18 protein-coding genes are annotated in these 15044 nt (G+C 65.0%); 13 read left to right on the top strand and 5 right to left on the bottom strand.

Features of this window, described 5'->3' with window-relative positions; all coding sequences use genetic code 11:
* Positions 1-28 precede the first annotated feature (28 nt).
* The 7 genes from AC07O2_RS02450 to AC07O2_RS02420 all read left to right on the top strand — a co-directional run bounded on the left by AC07O2_RS02450 (position 29) and on the right by AC07O2_RS02420 (position 5212).
* Positions 29-640 (top strand): hypothetical protein, encoded by a 612-nt coding sequence (locus AC07O2_RS02450; protein WP_495074145.1) that lies wholly within the window; start codon positions 29-31, stop codon positions 638-640.
* Between the two features lie 79 nt (positions 641-719).
* Complete coding sequence (locus AC07O2_RS02445; RefSeq protein WP_495074144.1) at positions 720-1424, top strand: glutathione S-transferase N-terminal domain-containing protein; 705 nt, start codon at positions 720-722, stop codon at positions 1422-1424.
* A 128-nt stretch (positions 1425-1552) separates the two neighbouring features.
* Entirely contained in the window at positions 1553-2419 is an 867-nt protein-coding gene (locus AC07O2_RS02440) for a helix-turn-helix domain-containing protein (RefSeq protein WP_495074143.1), read from the top strand.
* A gap of 71 nt (positions 2420-2490) precedes the next feature.
* Positions 2491-3216 carry an AzlC family ABC transporter permease gene (locus AC07O2_RS02435; protein WP_495074142.1) on the top strand — a complete coding sequence of 242 codons (726 nt, stop codon included), beginning with the start codon at positions 2491-2493 and terminating at the stop codon, positions 3214-3216.
* Positions 3213-3536: an AzlD domain-containing protein gene (locus AC07O2_RS02430; protein WP_495074141.1), complete on the top strand. Its 324-nt coding sequence runs from the start codon at positions 3213-3215 to the stop codon at positions 3534-3536. Before AC07O2_RS02435 ends, AC07O2_RS02430 begins: the two co-directional genes overlap by 4 nt.
* A gap of 208 nt (positions 3537-3744) precedes the next feature.
* The gene (locus AC07O2_RS02425) at positions 3745-4590 is read left to right on the top strand and encodes a transglutaminase-like domain-containing protein (RefSeq protein WP_495074140.1); all 846 of its coding nucleotides are present in this window, start codon (positions 3745-3747) and stop codon (positions 4588-4590) included.
* 121 nt (positions 4591-4711) lie between these two features.
* Complete coding sequence (locus AC07O2_RS02420) at positions 4712-5212, top strand: DUF1439 domain-containing protein (protein ID WP_495074139.1); 501 nt, start codon at positions 4712-4714, stop codon at positions 5210-5212.
* A 3-nt stretch (positions 5213-5215) separates the two neighbouring features.
* Here AC07O2_RS02420 and AC07O2_RS02415 read toward each other — a convergent pair whose 3' ends face one another.
* A complete protein-coding gene (locus AC07O2_RS02415) occupies positions 5216-5884 on the bottom strand; it encodes a glutathione S-transferase family protein (RefSeq protein WP_495074138.1) in 669 nt (222 codons plus the stop codon).
* A gap of 77 nt (positions 5885-5961) precedes the next feature.
* On the opposite strand from AC07O2_RS02415, the gene AC07O2_RS02410 reads away from it, so the two are divergent.
* Positions 5962-6846 (top strand): LysR family transcriptional regulator, encoded by an 885-nt coding sequence (locus AC07O2_RS02410; RefSeq protein ID WP_495074137.1) that lies wholly within the window; start codon positions 5962-5964, stop codon positions 6844-6846.
* A 24-nt stretch (positions 6847-6870) separates the two neighbouring features.
* Here the strand turns inward: AC07O2_RS02410 and AC07O2_RS02405 are convergent, their stop codons facing one another.
* Positions 6871-7137, bottom strand: coding sequence for a hypothetical protein (locus AC07O2_RS02405; RefSeq protein ID WP_495074136.1), 267 nt, complete (start codon positions 7135-7137; stop codon positions 6871-6873).
* Positions 7138-7354: 217 nt separating this feature from the next.
* Here AC07O2_RS02405 and msrA point away from each other — a divergent pair, with 217 nt between their 5' ends.
* Positions 7355-8092 carry a peptide-methionine (S)-S-oxide reductase MsrA gene (gene msrA / locus AC07O2_RS02400; RefSeq protein WP_495074135.1) on the top strand — a complete coding sequence of 246 codons (738 nt, stop codon included), beginning with the start codon at positions 7355-7357 and terminating at the stop codon, positions 8090-8092.
* 15 nt (positions 8093-8107) lie between these two features.
* Here msrA and AC07O2_RS02395 read toward each other — a convergent pair whose 3' ends face one another.
* Positions 8108-9067, bottom strand: coding sequence for a LysR family transcriptional regulator (locus tag AC07O2_RS02395; protein WP_495074134.1), 960 nt, complete (start codon positions 9065-9067; stop codon positions 8108-8110).
* 114 nt (positions 9068-9181) lie between these two features.
* Here AC07O2_RS02395 and AC07O2_RS02390 point away from each other — a divergent pair, with 114 nt between their 5' ends.
* Positions 9182-10054 (top strand): oxidoreductase, encoded by an 873-nt coding sequence (locus tag AC07O2_RS02390; RefSeq protein ID WP_495074133.1) that lies wholly within the window; start codon positions 9182-9184, stop codon positions 10052-10054.
* Positions 10055-10097: 43 nt separating this feature from the next.
* Here AC07O2_RS02390 and AC07O2_RS02385 read toward each other — a convergent pair whose 3' ends face one another.
* The gene (locus AC07O2_RS02385) at positions 10098-10619 is read right to left on the bottom strand and encodes a GFA family protein (RefSeq protein ID WP_495074132.1); all 522 of its coding nucleotides are present in this window, start codon (positions 10617-10619) and stop codon (positions 10098-10100) included.
* A 281-nt stretch (positions 10620-10900) separates the two neighbouring features.
* Between AC07O2_RS02385 and AC07O2_RS02380 the strand changes: the two genes are divergently transcribed.
* The 3 genes from AC07O2_RS02380 to AC07O2_RS02370 all read left to right on the top strand — a co-directional run bounded on the left by AC07O2_RS02380 (position 10901) and on the right by AC07O2_RS02370 (position 13898).
* Positions 10901-11932 carry a pirin family protein gene (locus AC07O2_RS02380; RefSeq protein WP_495074131.1) on the top strand — a complete coding sequence of 344 codons (1032 nt, stop codon included), beginning with the start codon at positions 10901-10903 and terminating at the stop codon, positions 11930-11932.
* Between the two features lie 66 nt (positions 11933-11998).
* Positions 11999-13294, top strand: coding sequence for an MFS transporter (locus AC07O2_RS02375; protein ID WP_495074130.1), 1296 nt, complete (start codon positions 11999-12001; stop codon positions 13292-13294).
* 127 nt (positions 13295-13421) lie between these two features.
* A complete protein-coding gene (locus AC07O2_RS02370; RefSeq protein ID WP_495074129.1) occupies positions 13422-13898 on the top strand; it encodes an FKBP-type peptidyl-prolyl cis-trans isomerase in 477 nt (158 codons plus the stop codon).
* Between the two features lie 136 nt (positions 13899-14034).
* Here AC07O2_RS02370 and ctlX read toward each other — a convergent pair whose 3' ends face one another.
* Positions 14035-14991: a citrulline utilization hydrolase CtlX gene (gene ctlX, locus AC07O2_RS02365; RefSeq protein WP_495074128.1), complete on the bottom strand. Its 957-nt coding sequence runs from the start codon at positions 14989-14991 to the stop codon at positions 14035-14037.
* Positions 14992-15044: the final 53 nt, after the last annotated feature.

The raw sequence follows: 15044 nt of genomic DNA, 5'->3' as shown, positions 1-15044 counted from the left end.
TGCGGCTTTCCTCTTTTGGAGCCGTTCCATGTTGTTGATGACACGCCGCACTGCGGCCTTTGCTCTGTGTATGGCTGCCAACCTGGCGTTTGCCCAAGCCGCCCCTGCCCCTACCGTGCGCGTGCGCGGCACGGTGCAGAGCGTGGCGCCCGGCCTGCTGACGGTGAAAGACCGCAGCGGCGAGGTGGTTGACCTGGTGCTGCCCGAGAAGACGCCGGTGTCCGAGGTGTTCCCCATGGCCATGTCGGACATTAAGCCCGGCAGCTTCATCGGCACGGCGGCCATGCCGCAGGCCGACGGCACCGAGCGCGCCATCGCGGTGATGGTGTTCCCTGAATCGGCGCGCGGCGTGGGTGAAGGCCACCGGCCCTTCGACATGCTGCCGCAAAGCACCATGACCAACGCCACCGTGGCCGATGTGGTGGCCGCGCCCAAGGGCCGCACCATGCAGCTGAAATACAAGGACGGCGCCCGCGACATCGTGGTGCCGGAAGACGCGCCGGTGGTCAGCTTCAAGCCCGGCGACAGCAGCCTGCTGGTGCCCGGCGCCAGCGTGTCGTTGTCGGCCCAGGTGCTGAACGACAAGCCCACCGTCACGCGCATCAGCGCCGGGCGCAACGGCTTCCAACTGCCGTATTGATTTGCTCTTGATTCCGTAGCTGCTGGCATAGGTACTGCCTGCGTCAGAGGCATTTTTTATCTATACCCCGGATTTGCCCATGACCGATCTCTCCGCCTTCCCCATCACCCGCAAATGGCCCGCCCAGCACCCGGAGCGGCTGCAGTTGTATTCGCTGCCCACGCCCAACGGCGTGAAGGTGTCCATTGCGCTGGAGGAAATCGGCCTGCCGTACGAGGTGCACCTGGTGAGCTTCGAGAAGAACGACCAGATGTCGCCAGAATTTTTGTCGCTGAACCCGAACAACAAGATCCCCGCCATCCTGGACCCGAATGGGCCCGGCGGCCAGCCGCTGGCGCTGTTTGAGTCCGGCGCCATCCTGATTTACCTGGCCGACAAGACCGGCCAGCTGGTCCCGCAAGACGCGGCACGGCGCTACGAATGCATCCAATGGCTGATGTTCCAGATGGGCGGCATCGGCCCCATGTTTGGCCAGGTTGGCTTCTTCCACAAGTTCGCCGGCAAGGACTATGAAGACAAGCGCCCGCGCGACCGCTACCTGGCCGAGAGCAAGCGCCTGCTGGCCGTGCTGGACCAGCGGCTGCAGGGCCGCAGCTGGATCATGGGCGACGACTACAGCATTGCCGACATCGCCATCCTGCCCTGGGTGCGAAACCTGGTGGGCTTTTATGGCGCGGGCGACCTGGTGGGTTTCTCCGACTTTGCCAACGTGCAGCGCGTGCTGGCCGCCTTTGTGGACCGCCCCGCCGTGGTCAAGGGCTTGAACATTCCCCCGCGCGGTTAAGGCCGCCGTTTTTTTTGCTCCTGTTTGTATAGCTGCTGGCGCAGGTATTGCCTGCGCTGGAGGCTTTTCTTGCGGGTTCATAGCCCAGTCGCTTGCCGGCCCCGGCCGCCCGCGTTATGGTTGCCGCCATGTCCGATTTGCTGTTGCCTACCCCTGGTCCGCGTTCTGCCGTCGCCCGTGCCGGACGCGATGCCGCGCGGTTGTGGCGTAGCCCTTTGCTGCCGAATATCGAGTTGCTGACCGCCGAGTACTACGCCCAGAAATTCGCGCCACACTGGCACGAGGGCTTCTCCATCCCGGTGATACAGACCGGTGCCCAGAGCTACCGCTACCGTGGTGCACTGTGCGTGGCCGGCGTGGGTAGCATTGCGGCCATCAACCCCGGCGAGATCCATACCGGCGAGCGGGCCACCGCCAACGGCTGGACCTATCGAGCGTTCTACCCATCGCTTGACTGGATGCAAGGCCTGGCCAACGACGTGGCGGGGCGTCCGGTCGGCGTGCCCTGGCTGCCGGACGGTGCTATTCACGATGCCGGCTTGGCCGGCCTGCTCAGCCAAGCCCATCGGCTGCTGGACGCCGGCAGCGACGCGCTGGCCGCAGAGTCGGCGCTGACCAATGCCTTTGCCCTGATGCTGGTACGCCATGCGCGCAACCGGGTCTCGGTGCAGACCCTGCACGCCGATGCGCAACGGGTGGCGCGCATGAAGGCCAGACTGGTGGAAGACCTGGCCGAGGCCCTGCCTTTATCGGCGCTGGCTGCCGAGGTGGGTTTGTCGCCGTTCTACGCCAGCCGTCTGTTCTCGCGCACCGTCGGCATGCCGCCGCACGCATGGCGCAACCAGATGCGGCTGAACCGCGCCCAGGGCCTGCTGCGCCAGGGCCTGTCGGTTACCGAAGTGGCGGCGGCCCAGGGCTTTAGCGACCAAAGCCATTTCACCCGGCATTTCAAACGCGCCTTCGGCGTCGCGCCAGGACGCTGGCAGTACAGCTAGCGCAAGAACGTACAAGCGCCGCGCCGGCGTCCTGCCTAGGATGTTGTTCTGCCCAAACAACAGGAACCCTTATGGCTTTGACTTCCGCGCGCGCCAGCTGGCTGGCCGGTGCCCGCGACACCTTTCCCATGCTGGTCGGCGCCGCGCCGTTTGGCGTTATTTTTGGTGCGCTGGTGGCCAGCGCGCCGCTGGCGTCCTGGCAGGGGCAGTTGATGTCGCTCAGCGTGTTTGCCGGCTCCAGCCAGTTCATCGCGGTGGGGCTGATGGGCGGTGCGGCCGGAGCCCTGGTGGTCTGGCTGGCCACGGCCATCGTCAACCTGCGCCACCTGCTGTACGCAGCGGCGCTGCTGCCGTATGTGCGTCATCTGCCGGTGCGCTGGCGCTGGCTGCTGGGCTTTTTGCTGACCGACGAGAGCTTTGCGGTGGTGGAGCGCTATTACCGCCAGCATCCGCAGGCGCCCAACGGACATTGGTACTTTCTGGGCTCGGGCCTGGCCATGTATGCCAACTGGCAGGCCTGGACGCTGCTGGGCCTGGTGTTCGGCGCGGCGTTTCCGCAGTTGCAACGCCTGGGACTGGACTTTGCAATGGTGGTCACCTTCATCGCCATCGTGGTTCCGCAGCTGCGCCGCTGGCCGCATCTGCTGGCGGCTGGGGCGGCGGGCGGCGTGGCCTATCTGCTGAAAGACCTGCCGTTCAAGCTGGGCCTGCTGGTGGCGGTACTGGTAGGTGTAGCCGTGGGCCTGCTGCTGAGTCAGACGGGGGCTGAAGCCCCGGCCGAAGGGCGGGCCGCATGAGTGCCAGCCTTACCATACTCGGCATGGCGCTGATTACTTTGCTGATCAAGGCGCTGGTCTTTGTGTTGGGCGACCGGGTGGCCTTTTCGCCACGGCTGCGACAGGCCCTGGGCTTTGTGCCGGTGACGGTGCTTACCGCCATCGTCGTGCCTATGGTGCTGGCGCCGCACGGCCAGGGCCTGGAGCTGTACTGGCGTAACCCGCAGCTGGTGGCTGCCGGCTTTGCGACGGCGTTGTGCGTCTGGACGCAGCGCCCGCTGCTGACCATCATGGCCGGTTTGGCGTTGTTTTTTGCTTGGCAGTACGGCTTGAGCGCTTGAGTTCGTAGCTCGTTGCTCTTGAAAGATAACTCTCAATGCGGGTGTTTACTGCGTCAGTAACTGATGTGGCTTGGGTGGTGTAGGACATGTCCCACGTGGCTGCGGGCGTCTGGCTGCTGGGGGCCGGCGGCATGTGGGCGCACACTGGTCGCTGGCGAGTTCGAACGGGTCGAGGTCGTGCACACGCTCTTTATGACCAGGCAGTCCCATGCATATCCAGATCGGGTTCGACATCGAACTCTCCATCACCTCGCCCATGGCGTTCATTTACCTGCTGCACGTGCACCCCTCGCGCAGCGGCGATTTGTGGGCTCCGGAGCAGATCCAGGTGGGGCCTGGCCTGGTGCCGGAAGAGTATTTCGACGCCTTTGGCAATTTGTGCGGCCGGGTGAATGCGCCGGCTGGCATGGGCCAGGTGCGCTTCAGCAGCCGGGCCGTGGTGCGCGACCATGGCCTGCCCGACGAGATCAACCTGGGCGTCTGGCAGCACGACCCTACCGAGCTGCCCACCGCCACCCTGCAGTTCCTGCTGCCCAGCCGCTACTGCGAGGTGGACAGCGAGCTGCTGCAGTTCGCCTGGAACCAGTTTGGCCAGACGCCGCTGGGCTGGGCCCGGGTGCAGGCGATTTGCGACTTTGTGCACAACCACATCCGCTTTGACTACATGGCTGCCCGCGCCACCCGCACCGCGGTGGAGGGCTTCCGCGAAGGTACCGGCGTGTGCCGCGACTACACGCATCTGGCCATCACCCTGTGCCGCTGCATGAACATTCCGGCGCGCTACTGCACTGGCTACCTGGGCGATATCGGCATACCACCGGTGCCGTACCCGATGGACTTCAGCGCCTGGTTCGAGGTCTACCTGGGCGACCGCTGGTACACCTTCGACGCACGCCACAACACGCCGCGCATCGGCCGCGTGGTCATGGCGCGTGGCCGCGACGCTGGCGACGTGCCCATCACCATGGCTTTCGGCGAGAACACCCTGAGCCGTTTCGACGTGACCACCTATGAGGTGGATGAGTGGGGCAACCCGGTAGAGAACATACTGTAACCTGGCCTTTGGAACTTTGGTCTGCCGTGCGGACCAGAGTGAGACTAGGAGGCATATGCAACGTAGACATTGCTTGATAGCCAGCGCTAGATGGGCGCTTCTGGGGATGGGCGTGCTGGCCATGGACACAGCACGGGCGCAGCCCAGCTACACCGTGTCTGCCCAGGTGCTGCAGCAAACGCTGGCCCAGCGCTTTCCGCTGCGCTATCCGGTGCAGGGCCTACTGAACCTGGACGTGCAAACCCCGCGCCTGCGCCTGCTGCCCGCGCAGAACCGGCTGAGCGCCGCTATGCAGCTGGAGGCCGCCGGCCCGGTGTTGGGCCGCAGCTATAGCGGCAGCTTCGATGTGGACTTTGCGCTGCGCTACGAGGCCAGCGACCAGACCATACGCGCCTACCAGTTGCACTTTCAGAACCTGCAGTTTCCCGAGCTGCCGCCGGAGTTGCAGGTGATGCTCAGCAGCATGGGGCCGGCGCTGGCCAAGCAGTCCCTGCAGGAGGTGGTGCTGCATACCCTGCGCCCGCAAGATCTGGCCTTGGCCGACACCATGGGCCTGCAGCCGGGCAGCATTACCGTGACGGACAAGGGGCTGGTGATCGGCTTTGTGAACAAGCCGGCCTGATCTTTAAACTAGAGCCGGAGCGGCCAGGCGCTGCGCCAGCGCGGAGGGGCGCTGGCTTAAAAACCGGCGTAGCAGCTCGGGGTAGTTACCGCCCACGGCACCTATGACAGATGGTCGGGCGGCCAGGGCCTGGCGCCAGGCGCGCAGCTTGGGTGTAGCGGCAAAAAAGCCGAAGTCGCCCAGGCCGTCGAACACATCGAAGTAGCGGAATACCGGGCCGAAGACCGCATCCACCATCGAAAAGCGTTGGCCCGCAAAGTAGGGGCCGTCCTGTAAGGCAGCTTCCAGCTGTGCCGACTGGGTGCGCAGCTCGGCGGCCTTGCGCCCCAGTGCGGCGTCGTCGGGCGCGTTGTAGAAGCCGGCGATGGTGTTCAGCATGGCCGAGCCAAACTCCATCCAGGCGCGGTGGCGTGCGCGCTGCAGCGCGTCTTCGGGGTGCAGCCGGGGCGTGAGCGTGTCCTCCAGGTATTCGCAGATCACGGCCGACTCGAAGATGGCTTGGCCGTCCACCTGCAGCACCGGCGTCTTGCCCAGCGGCGAGATCTGCAAAAACCAGTCGGGCTTGTGGGCCAGGTCGATGTGGATGCGTTCAAAGGGCAGGTTCTTTTCTGCCAGCACGATGGCGGCGCGTTGCACATAGGGGCAGAGTGGGTGGCTGATAAGTGTGGGCATGGCGTGGGTCTGTTGCGTGGAGATGCCCAGACTGTAGGATTGCAGAAACACAATGAAAATAGGTAATTCTGCAAATCATGCATGCAAAAACGCAATACAAGCTGAGTGCTGCCGATGTGGAAACCGTGCTGGCCCTGGTGCGTGCCGGCACCCTGGCGGGGGCCGGTGAACGGCTGGCGCTGGATGCGTCCACCGTGTTCCGCAGCATCCAGCGCCTGGAGAAGGGCCTGGGCCAGCGCCTGTTTGCGCGCTCGCGCACCGGCTATTTGCCGTTGGAACTGGCGCAGGAGCTGGCCAGCCGTGGCGAGCAGATGGAGGCCCAGCTGGAGGCCGCCCGCTCGGCTGCACAGGCCTTGCCCGAGCAGGTCGCGGGCACGGTGCGCATCACCAGCACCGACACCATCTTGCATGCGCTGGTGGCGCCGGCTTTGCAGGCTTTGCACGCCCAGCACCCGCTGCTGGCCTATGAGCTGCATGCGGGCAATGAACTGGCCAGCCTGACGCGGCGTGACGCCGATATCGCGGTGCGCGCCACCCAGCGGCCGCCGCCGCACCTGGTGGGCAAGCACATAGGTCCGATCCGCGTGGCGCTGTTCGCAGGTTTGCAGAGCGGTATTGAACGGTTCGATGCAGAGACGGCCGCCCAGGCCCGTTGGGTGGCACCCGACGAAGGGCTGCCCGAGCACCCGTCTGTGGTTTGGCGCAAAAAGCATTACCCCAAGGTGGTGCCCGCGTACCGGGTCAACAGCATCCTGACCGTGGCCGAGCTGGTCGCCCAAGGCCTGGGTATAGGTGTGCTGCCGCTATTTCTGGCGCAGCGCCGCAATGACCTGCGCCAGCTAAGCGATCCGCTGGACGAAGCCCAGACTGAACTCTGGCTACTAACGCACACCGAGTCCCGCCACCTGCGGCGGGTGCATGCGGTGTACAGCCATTTGGCACAGCACCTGGCGCTGGTGTAGCGCTGCGGCGCTAAGGGCTCGGGTTTACTTCTTCATGGCATCGGTTGCCATGCCGTCCTTCATCATGGTGTCGTCTTTCTTCATCATGTCGTCCTTCTTCATGGTGTCCTTTTTCGCCATGGCGTGCTTCTTGGTCATGGGCTTCTTCATGTGATCTTTCTGCATCATGCTGTCCTGGGCCATGCCGTCCTTTTTCATCATGTCGTCTTTTTTCATGGTGTCTTCGGCCATGGCGCCGGCGGTGGCCATCAGCAGGCAGGCGGAGATCAGGGTGGCGGAGAATTTGTTCATGGTGGTTCCTGTTGTGGGCTAAGGCAGGCGCTGCAGCGGAGTGCGGCAGCTGTCTGTAAGCTTTAGTCCGGTGGGGGCCGCAAACCTTACACACCGGCAAGATTTATTTGTGCGCCAGGGCCGGGTGTAAGGATCTGGCACCTGGGCCGACCAAGAGGCAATGAACCTTGTGAACCTTGCACTCCGCAGCGACTCAGACCGCCACAAAGGACTTGCCATGCCACGTACCGCCCCCGCCCCATCCCGCCCCGCCATCCCCAAGACGCTGCTGCTGTTGATCGCCGGCGCGCTGCTGCTGGCCATCGTCTACCTGAGCCCGAACGCTGCGGCCGAAAAGGCGGTCAGCATTCCACCGCCCTCGGCCCAGGCGCTGGCGGGCGTGCCGCCGGCCAGCCAGGCCAGCGAGACCGTGGTGTTCGCCGGTGGTTGTTTCTGGGGTATCCAGGCGGTGTTCCAGCACACCAACGGCGTGCTGGAGGCGGTGTCCGGTTATGCCGGCGGCAAGCAGTCGGATGCGCACTACGAGACCGTCAGCGGTGGTGGCACCGGCCATGCGGAAGCGGTGCAGGTGCGCTTCGACCCCAAGCAGGTCAGCTACGCTCAGCTGCTGCAAATCTACTTCTCGGTGGCCCATGACCCCACGCAAATGAACCGGCAGTACCCCGACGTCGGCACGCAGTACCGCTCGGCGCTGTTCTACACCAGCCCCGCCCAGAAGGCCGTGGCCGAGCGCTACATCGCCGAGCTGGATGCCGCTAAGGTCTTCCCCAGCAAGATAGTGACCCAGCTCAGCCCGCTGCAGGGTTTTTACCCGGCAGAGAAGTACCACCAGAATTACGCCACCCTGCACCCCACGGCGTCCTATATCGCGCAGTTCGATCTGCCCAAGATTGCCAACCTGAAGAGCCTGCTGCCAGCGGTGTACCGCGAGCAGCCTGTGCTGGTGGCGAATTGACGCCTGCGCAGGCGCTCAGCCGGCCCGCCGCCGTGGCTTTTTGGCCGGGATCAGCTCGTGTGGCTGCAGCACGAACTGCGGGTTGCCCACCAGCCGCTCCACCGCCAGGTCGATGAAGGCGCGCACCCGTGCCGGTTGGGCCGTGCGGCTGCCGTAGTACACGTACAGGCCCAGATGGTCGGTCACGTGTTCGGTGAGTAAGGGCACTAGTTGCCCGGCGCGTACTAGCGGCGTGGCCGTTGTGCCCACCAGCTGGCCAATCGCGTGGCCGGCCAGCACGGCGCGGGCTTCCAGCTCCACATCGTTGCAGATCAGGGTCGAGGCGATGTTGCGGGCCACGATCTCTTCGCCCACCTTGAATTCCCAGGGCATGGGTTTGCCTGTGCTGGCATGGCGAAAGCCGCTGCAACGGTGCTGTGCCAGCGCGTCGATGCTGGTGGGCGCGCCATGCTGGGCGATGTAGGCGGGGGCTGCGCAGACCACCAACTGCAAGGACAGCAGCCGCCGAGAGATGCTGCCCTCGGGTGGCGAGCCGGCCCTGAAGCCGACGTCGACCCGGTCTTCCACCCAGTTGCTGAGGCGGTCGTCCATCTGCACATCGGGTTCGATCTGCGGATGGCGGCGGCAATATTCTTCCAGCACCGGCCACAGCACCTCCAGCATGATGGAGCGCGGCGCCACGATGCGCAGCGGCCCGGCGATCTCTTCGCGGCCCCGGCGCGCCCCGTGCAGCGCGCGCTGCAGGGTCGACAGGCCTGGCTGCGCGGCGTGGAGGAATTGTTCGCCTTCTTCCGTCAGGCTCAGGCTGCGGGTGGTGCGGTGGAACAGGCGCACGCCCAGGTGCTGCTCCAGCTGCACCAGCGCCTGGCTGGCGGCCTGCGGGCTGATGCCTTGCGCCGCGGCCGCCTTGCGCAGGCTGCCGAGTTCGGCGGCTTTGACGAAGGTGGCAACTGCGCGCAGTTCGTTGATAGCCATGGGTTTCTACATTGTCATGAATTTCTTGATTATGAAGCCAGCGATTGCTGGCTATTCAAATGCGGATGCAAAAACTACATTGCCTTACCGCAACATTGATTCAAGGACTTCAGCATGACAAGCAACACTTCTTTTCCCCGCATCTGGATGGTCACCGGCGCATCGCGTGGCATAGGCGCGCGCATCACCGAGGCCGCGCTGGCCCAGGGCGACGCCGTGGTCGCCACAGCCCGCGACGCGGCGGCGCTGCAGCAGCGCTTCGGCCACAGCGAGGCCTTGCTGGCCCTGCCGCTGGACGTGACCGACGAAGCCCAGGCCGCGCGCGCCGTGGCAGCCGCGCTGGACCGCTTTGGCCGCATCGACGTGCTGGTCAACAACGCTGGCTACGGCCTGCTGGGCGCGGTGGAAGAAGCCAGTGCCGACGAAGTGCGCCGCTTGTATGAGACCAATGTGTTCGGCCTGCTGAACGTGACCCGCGCCGTGCTGCCCGCCATGCGCGTACGCCGCCAGGGCCATGTCATCAACATCTCGTCGCTGGGCGGCTACCAGTCGGCGGCGGGCTTTGGCCTGTACTGCTCGACCAAGTTCGCGGTCGAAGGCCTGACCGAAGCCCTGCACGCCGAGCTGGCGCCGCTGGGCATCCACGTGACGGCGGTGCAACCGGGCTACTTCCGCACCGACTTTCTGGATGCCGCATCGCTGGCCGTGTCGCCGCGCATCCTGGACGACTACGCCGCCAGCGCCGGCCAGGTGCGCGTGGCCGCCACGCAGATCAACCACCAGCAGCCCGGCGACCCGCTGCGGTTGGCCCAGGCGCTGTTGGCCTTGGTGGCATCGCCGACGCCGCCGCTGCGCCTGCCACTGGGTACCGACACGCTGCAAACCATTGCCGACAAGCATGCGTTTGTAGAGCGCGAAACCGCGCAGTGGCGTGGATTGGCTGCGTCGACGGATTTCCCTAAACAGGTTGCAGCGGTGGTTGTCTGATTTGCTATAAAAATAGCAGCTGCTTGCGCTTGTTCTTCCTACGCTAGCGCTTGGTTTTGCGTGAAGTTTTGGCGGCCTGCGCATCTGATACCACCCCCCGCTGCGCATGCCATTCGGCCAGCGAAAAGTCGGGGTAGCCGCCAAAGCGTGGGTCGCCCTTGTGGCCTTCTACCCGTACCCACGAGGCCTTGGAGTCCAGCAGGCAGTGCACGTTCTCGGGCGGCGTCGGCAGCGGTGTGTCGATGGCGCCGGCATGCGGGTGCACCAGGTCGGGCCAGGCCGGGTCCCACAGCCAGAGCGCCGTGCCGCAGCGGCTACAGAAGTGGCGCTGGCCGCTGCTGTGGCGCACCGCGTCGCCCTGCTGGATGGTGGCTTGGTAGATTCTCAGATAGCGCTTGCCGGTGAAGCGCAGCGTGCGGTGGTCGGCGCCCAGGTTGATGGCGTAGCCGCCGGTGCCGGCGGTCTTGCGGCAGATGCTGCAGTAGCAGCGCATGAAGGGCACCGGCTCGTGGGATTCGACCGAAAACTTGACCTTGCCGCAGTGGCAGGAGCCTTCCAGATGCATGCTGTGTCCTAGGGTTTCAATTCGCCCAGCAAGGCGGGGATCAGCTCCACCACCGTGGGGTGGTTGTGCATGGTGTGCATGGCCTGCTGCAGTACCGGGTAGTGCGCCTCGGCGACCATCATGTTCATCGCTAGCCGCCGCCCAGGCTGGGGTCTGAAAGTCAGTGTATCGTTGGATATGTCTCCCTGCCGTCGGCCGGGTCTTGGCCTGCATGCCGGAGCTGGCGGTTGAAGTGGCGGCCTGCGCCTCCATGTATAGCTTTTGAAGAAGGAACGTCTGCCATGTCCGCCCCCTCCGCTGTCTTGAGCGTTCAGCCCCTCGGTTTTCCGTGGCCGACGATGGATCCGTTTCTGTTCTGCGTCTACCACGATGACGCTTATCCGCAGGCGAATGGCGAACTAGGCCCGGCTGCATCGCTGGCGGGTCGCGCTATCGGCCAGGACTTCAGCCGCAAGGACGGCTGGAGCATGTACCACGGTGAGTCCGTACCTGGCTTTCCGCCACACCCGCACCGCGGTTTCGAGACCGTGACCATTGTGCGCAAAGGTCTGGTGGACCACGCGGATTCGTTGGGTGCCAGTGCCCGTTATGGCGCGGGGGATGTCCAGTGGCTGACCACCGGTCGCGGCATCGTGCATGCCGAGATGTTTCCGCTGCTCGACCAGAGCCAGCCGAATCCGCTGGAGCTGTTCCAGATCTGGCTGAACCTGCCCGCGCGCAACAAAATGGTGGAGCCCCACTTCACCATGTTCTGGCAGCATGAAGTGCCGCGGCAGACCTTTTCCGATGCGCAAGGGTTGGCCACCGATGTGCGTGTCACCGCCGGCCAGTTGGGCGATGTGACGCCCCTGGCGCCGCCCCCAGGGTCCTTCGCTGCGCAGACGGATGCGGATGTAGCCATCTGGACCATCACCATGGCGCCCGGCGCGCGCTGGACGCTGCCCGCCGCCAGCGGCGCGCAGACCCAGCGCAGACTGTATTTCTTCAAGGGTGCATCGGTGCAACTGGCCGGCCAGGCCGTATCCGGCCAAACCGCCGTCACGCTGGATGCCTCGCAGCCAGTGAAGCTGGTCAACGGCCCCGAGCTGGCTGAATTTCTGCTGCTGCAAGGCCGACCGCTGGGCGAGCCGGTGGCGCAGTACGGCCCCTTCGTGATGAACACCCATGCCGAGATCGAGCAGGCCATGGCCGACTACCGCCGCACCCAGTTTGGCGGCTGGCCCTGGGGCGATGCGGAGCCGGTACATGGGCAGGACCCGGCGCGTTTCACCCAGATGCTGGGCGGCGAGAAGCAGTTGCCACCCACTGCCTAGCGACCGCCCCCGGGGGATGTGGCATGGAAATCGCTCTGTGTCCAGGCCACTAACCCAAGGAGCCCTATGCAGGCGAACGTCCCCCAGAAGACCATCTACAAAGTCATTGCTGCCGCATCTATCGGCAATTTTGTAGAGTGGTTTGATTTCGCGGTCTATGGCTTTTTGGCCACCGCCATTTCCCAGCAGTTTTTCCCGGGGGACGATCCGCAGGCCGGCTTGCTCAAGACCTTCGTGGTGTTCGCCGTGGCGTTTGCCTTCCGCCCCCTGGGCGGCGTGGTGTTCGGCATGCTGGGCGACCGCATAGGCCGCAAGCGTACGTTGGCCTTGACCATTTTGCTCATGGCCGCCGCCACCACGGCGATTGGCTTCCTGCCCAACTACGCGGCCATTGGCGTGGCCGCGCCTCTGGCCCTGACGCTGGCGCGTTGCGTGCAGGGCTTTTCCGCCGGCGGCGAATACGCCGGTGCCTGTGCCTATGTGATGGAGCACGCACCGCGCGGCCAGCGTGCCCGTTATGCCAGCTTCTTGCCGGTGTCCACCTTCTCGGCCTTCGCCAGCGCGGCGGTGGTGGCCTATGCCCTGGGTGTGTGGCTGGGGCCACAGGCCATGGCCGACTGGGGCTGGCGGCTGCCGTTCATCCTGTCCGCGCCGCTGGGCTTGATCGGCCTGTACCTGCGCACCAAGCTGGCGGAAACGCCGGCCTTCCAGGCGGTGGAGGAGGAAGACCATGGCGCGCAGCATGCCTCGCTGCGCGAGACCTTTGGCAGCCATGGCCTGCGCATTCTGTGGTTGAGCTTGTTTATCGCCGTCACAGCGCTGTCCTTCTACACCTTCACGACCTATTTCTCGACCTATGTGCAGGTGGTGGGCCAACTGAGCCGCAACCAGGCGCTGCTGGTGGGCGTATGTGGCTTGCTGGTGGCGATTGCGCTGTGCCCGCTGGCGGGGCGTTACAGCGACCATGTGGGGCGCAAGCGCACGATGTACACCGTGTGTGTGTTGGCGATTGTGTGTGCCTACCCTTCGTTCCAGCTGGCCAAGTCGGGCAGTGTGCCGCTGGCTCTGCTGGGCGCGGCTTTGCAGGCCTTGGCGGCCGTGCTGTCGGGCGTGGTGACGGCGGTGCTGCTGTCCGAGCTGTTCCCCACGCGCATCCGCTACACCGCCTCGGCCATCAGCTACAACCTGGCCTACACCGTGTTTGGCGGGACTGCGCCGCTGATGGCCACCTATCTGATCGAGCGCACCGGCAACCACCTGGCACCGGCCTTCTATCTGATGCTGATCGCCGTACTGGCGCTGCTGGGCGCCTCGCGCCTGCCCGAGACGGCGCAGGTAGATCTGGCCGACGTGCGCTCCTGAATCGATAGCTGCCAGCGTAGGTATTGATTGCGCTGGCGGCTGTTTTTGCGTGTGTAGAAACAGCTGGCTGCAGCCTGCGCGAAAATAGGCTGCACCTGTCCTATTTCCGCCCCTGGCGGCTTCCAGCATGAAAATCGAAAAAAACACCGCCGTCACCCTGCGCTACAAGGTAGCCGACGCCAAGGGCAAGCTCATCGAAGCACCCAAGAACCCCATGGTCTACCTGCACGGCGGCTACAACAACACCCTGCCCAAGATCGAAGAAGCCCTGGAAGGCCGCGTGGCCGGCTACCAGGTCACCTTGAACCTGCAACCGGAAGACGCCTTCGGTGTGCGCGACGAGTCGCTGGTGCGCAGCATCCCCAAGAGTGAATTCCCACCCGGCGTGAAGGTCGGCGGCCAGCTCAAGGGGCGCACCGACGACGGCCGCGAGCACATCTACAACGTGGTCAAGATCAAGGGCCCCGAGGTGCTGCTGGACGGCAACCACGCCCTGGCCGGCCAGGCCCTGCAGTTCACCGTGACGGTGGTCAGCGTGCGTGCCGCGTCGGACGAAGAGGTGGCGCACCAGCACGTACACGGCGAGCACGGCCACCATCATTGATTTCGCTCCCAGTTCAACCCGAGATGTCGTTACTTCGCCCTCGTCCAGCCCCAGAGGGGATGGGCGACATGCCGTGGCAAGCCACTGTCTGCGGCTTCGCGCCTAATCTCGGATTGAACTGGAAACGAAATAGCGCCTATCCCTGCCGCGGGGATAGGTGGATGCCTGCAATCATGCAGCGCACCGATCCCCCTGCCATCTCTATCGTCGGCACGGCCAGCGGCAGCAGGTGGGCCGACTTTTCGATAACCGCTTTCTGCGCGGTTGTCAGGCTGTTGCAGGCACGCTGCGATAGCGCCAGCACCCGGCCGTTGCGGCCTGAGAGTTCGATGGCATTGCCGGCAAATTCGGCAATCTGCGCTGCGCTCAGCACAATGACCTCGCGCCCCGACTCCTCCAGCCGCGTCCGCACCTGGGCTGCCCGCTGCGCATCCGGGATCATGTCCATGCCCACCAGCGCGAATTCCGTGGCCACGCACATCAGCACATTGGTGTGGTAAATCGGCTTGCCCGTCGCATCGGTGGTGTCGAACAGCATGGGCTCGAAGTTGAAATGGGTGCTGAAGCGCTCCAGCAGCACCGGGTCGGCCCGGTGCGAACGGGCGGTGTAGGCCACGCGGGCCAGGTGGTCGAACACCATGGCGCCCGTGCCTTCCAGGAATAGGTTGTCCTGCTCCAGGCCGGAATAGTCGATCACGTCCTGCACGCGGTACTGCGTTTTCAGCATCTCGATCACGTCGCTGCGTCGTTCGCGGCGGCGGCTGGGCGAGTACATGGCATAGATGGCGATGTGCCCGCCGGGGTGGGTGGAGAACCAGTTGTTGGGGAACACCGCGTCCGGTGTGTCGCGTTCGCCCGTGTCTTCGAACAGGTGCACGCGCACACCCGCTGCCTCCAGCTGGGCCACCGCGTCGGTGACTTCGCGGTAGGCAGCAGCGGCAATGCTGTGCGCGGCCTCCTGGGCGGCCGGGCTCTGGAAGGCGTTGTCGGCGGCGGTTTCGGGGTTGGGGGTGAAGCGGTGCGGCCGGACCATGACGACGGCGCTGGGCGCCTGGATGGAGGCCGCGCGGGAAGGGGTGGTAGGTGTGTGCATGGCGGTATTTTTCCGCCCGGGGGCGCCAAAATGAAGCATGCAACTTGGCAGGT

It is taken from the genome of Rhodoferax sp. GW821-FHT10B06 (assembly GCF_059415605.1).
The sequence above is the reverse complement of the archived record's forward strand: the minus strand, read 5'-3'. Positions and strand labels throughout refer to the sequence as shown.

What these genes read in the sequence shown, in the direction of transcription:
- AC07O2_RS02450 (WP_495074145.1), top strand. Translation starts at nt 29, where the DNA reads ATGTTGTTGATGACACGCCGCACTGCGGCCTTTGCTCTGTGTATGGCT.
- AC07O2_RS02445 (WP_495074144.1), top strand. Translation starts at nt 720, where the DNA reads ATGACCGATCTCTCCGCCTTCCCCATCACCCGCAAATGGCCCGCCCAG.
- AC07O2_RS02440 (WP_495074143.1), top strand. Translation starts at nt 1,553, where the DNA reads ATGTCCGATTTGCTGTTGCCTACCCCTGGTCCGCGTTCTGCCGTCGCC.
- AC07O2_RS02435 (WP_495074142.1), top strand. Translation starts at nt 2,491, where the DNA reads ATGGCTTTGACTTCCGCGCGCGCCAGCTGGCTGGCCGGTGCCCGCGAC.
- AC07O2_RS02430 (WP_495074141.1), top strand. Translation starts at nt 3,213, where the DNA reads ATGAGTGCCAGCCTTACCATACTCGGCATGGCGCTGATTACTTTGCTG.
- AC07O2_RS02425 (WP_495074140.1), top strand. Translation starts at nt 3,745, where the DNA reads ATGCATATCCAGATCGGGTTCGACATCGAACTCTCCATCACCTCGCCC.
- AC07O2_RS02420 (WP_495074139.1), top strand. Translation starts at nt 4,712, where the DNA reads ATGGACACAGCACGGGCGCAGCCCAGCTACACCGTGTCTGCCCAGGTG.
- AC07O2_RS02415 (WP_495074138.1), bottom strand. Translation starts at nt 5,884, where the DNA reads ATGCCCACACTTATCAGCCACCCACTCTGCCCCTATGTGCAACGCGCC.
- AC07O2_RS02410 (WP_495074137.1), top strand. Translation starts at nt 5,962, where the DNA reads ATGCATGCAAAAACGCAATACAAGCTGAGTGCTGCCGATGTGGAAACC.
- AC07O2_RS02405 (WP_495074136.1), bottom strand. Translation starts at nt 7,137, where the DNA reads ATGAACAAATTCTCCGCCACCCTGATCTCCGCCTGCCTGCTGATGGCC.
- msrA (WP_495074135.1), top strand. Translation starts at nt 7,355, where the DNA reads ATGCCACGTACCGCCCCCGCCCCATCCCGCCCCGCCATCCCCAAGACG.
- AC07O2_RS02395 (WP_495074134.1), bottom strand. Translation starts at nt 9,067, where the DNA reads ATGGCTATCAACGAACTGCGCGCAGTTGCCACCTTCGTCAAAGCCGCC.
- AC07O2_RS02390 (WP_495074133.1), top strand. Translation starts at nt 9,182, where the DNA reads ATGACAAGCAACACTTCTTTTCCCCGCATCTGGATGGTCACCGGCGCA.
- AC07O2_RS02385 (WP_495074132.1), bottom strand. Translation starts at nt 10,619, where the DNA reads ATGCATCTGGAAGGCTCCTGCCACTGCGGCAAGGTCAAGTTTTCGGTC.
- AC07O2_RS02380 (WP_495074131.1), top strand. Translation starts at nt 10,901, where the DNA reads ATGTCCGCCCCCTCCGCTGTCTTGAGCGTTCAGCCCCTCGGTTTTCCG.
- AC07O2_RS02375 (WP_495074130.1), top strand. Translation starts at nt 11,999, where the DNA reads ATGCAGGCGAACGTCCCCCAGAAGACCATCTACAAAGTCATTGCTGCC.
- AC07O2_RS02370 (WP_495074129.1), top strand. Translation starts at nt 13,422, where the DNA reads ATGAAAATCGAAAAAAACACCGCCGTCACCCTGCGCTACAAGGTAGCC.
- ctlX (WP_495074128.1), bottom strand. Translation starts at nt 14,991, where the DNA reads ATGCACACACCTACCACCCCTTCCCGCGCGGCCTCCATCCAGGCGCCC.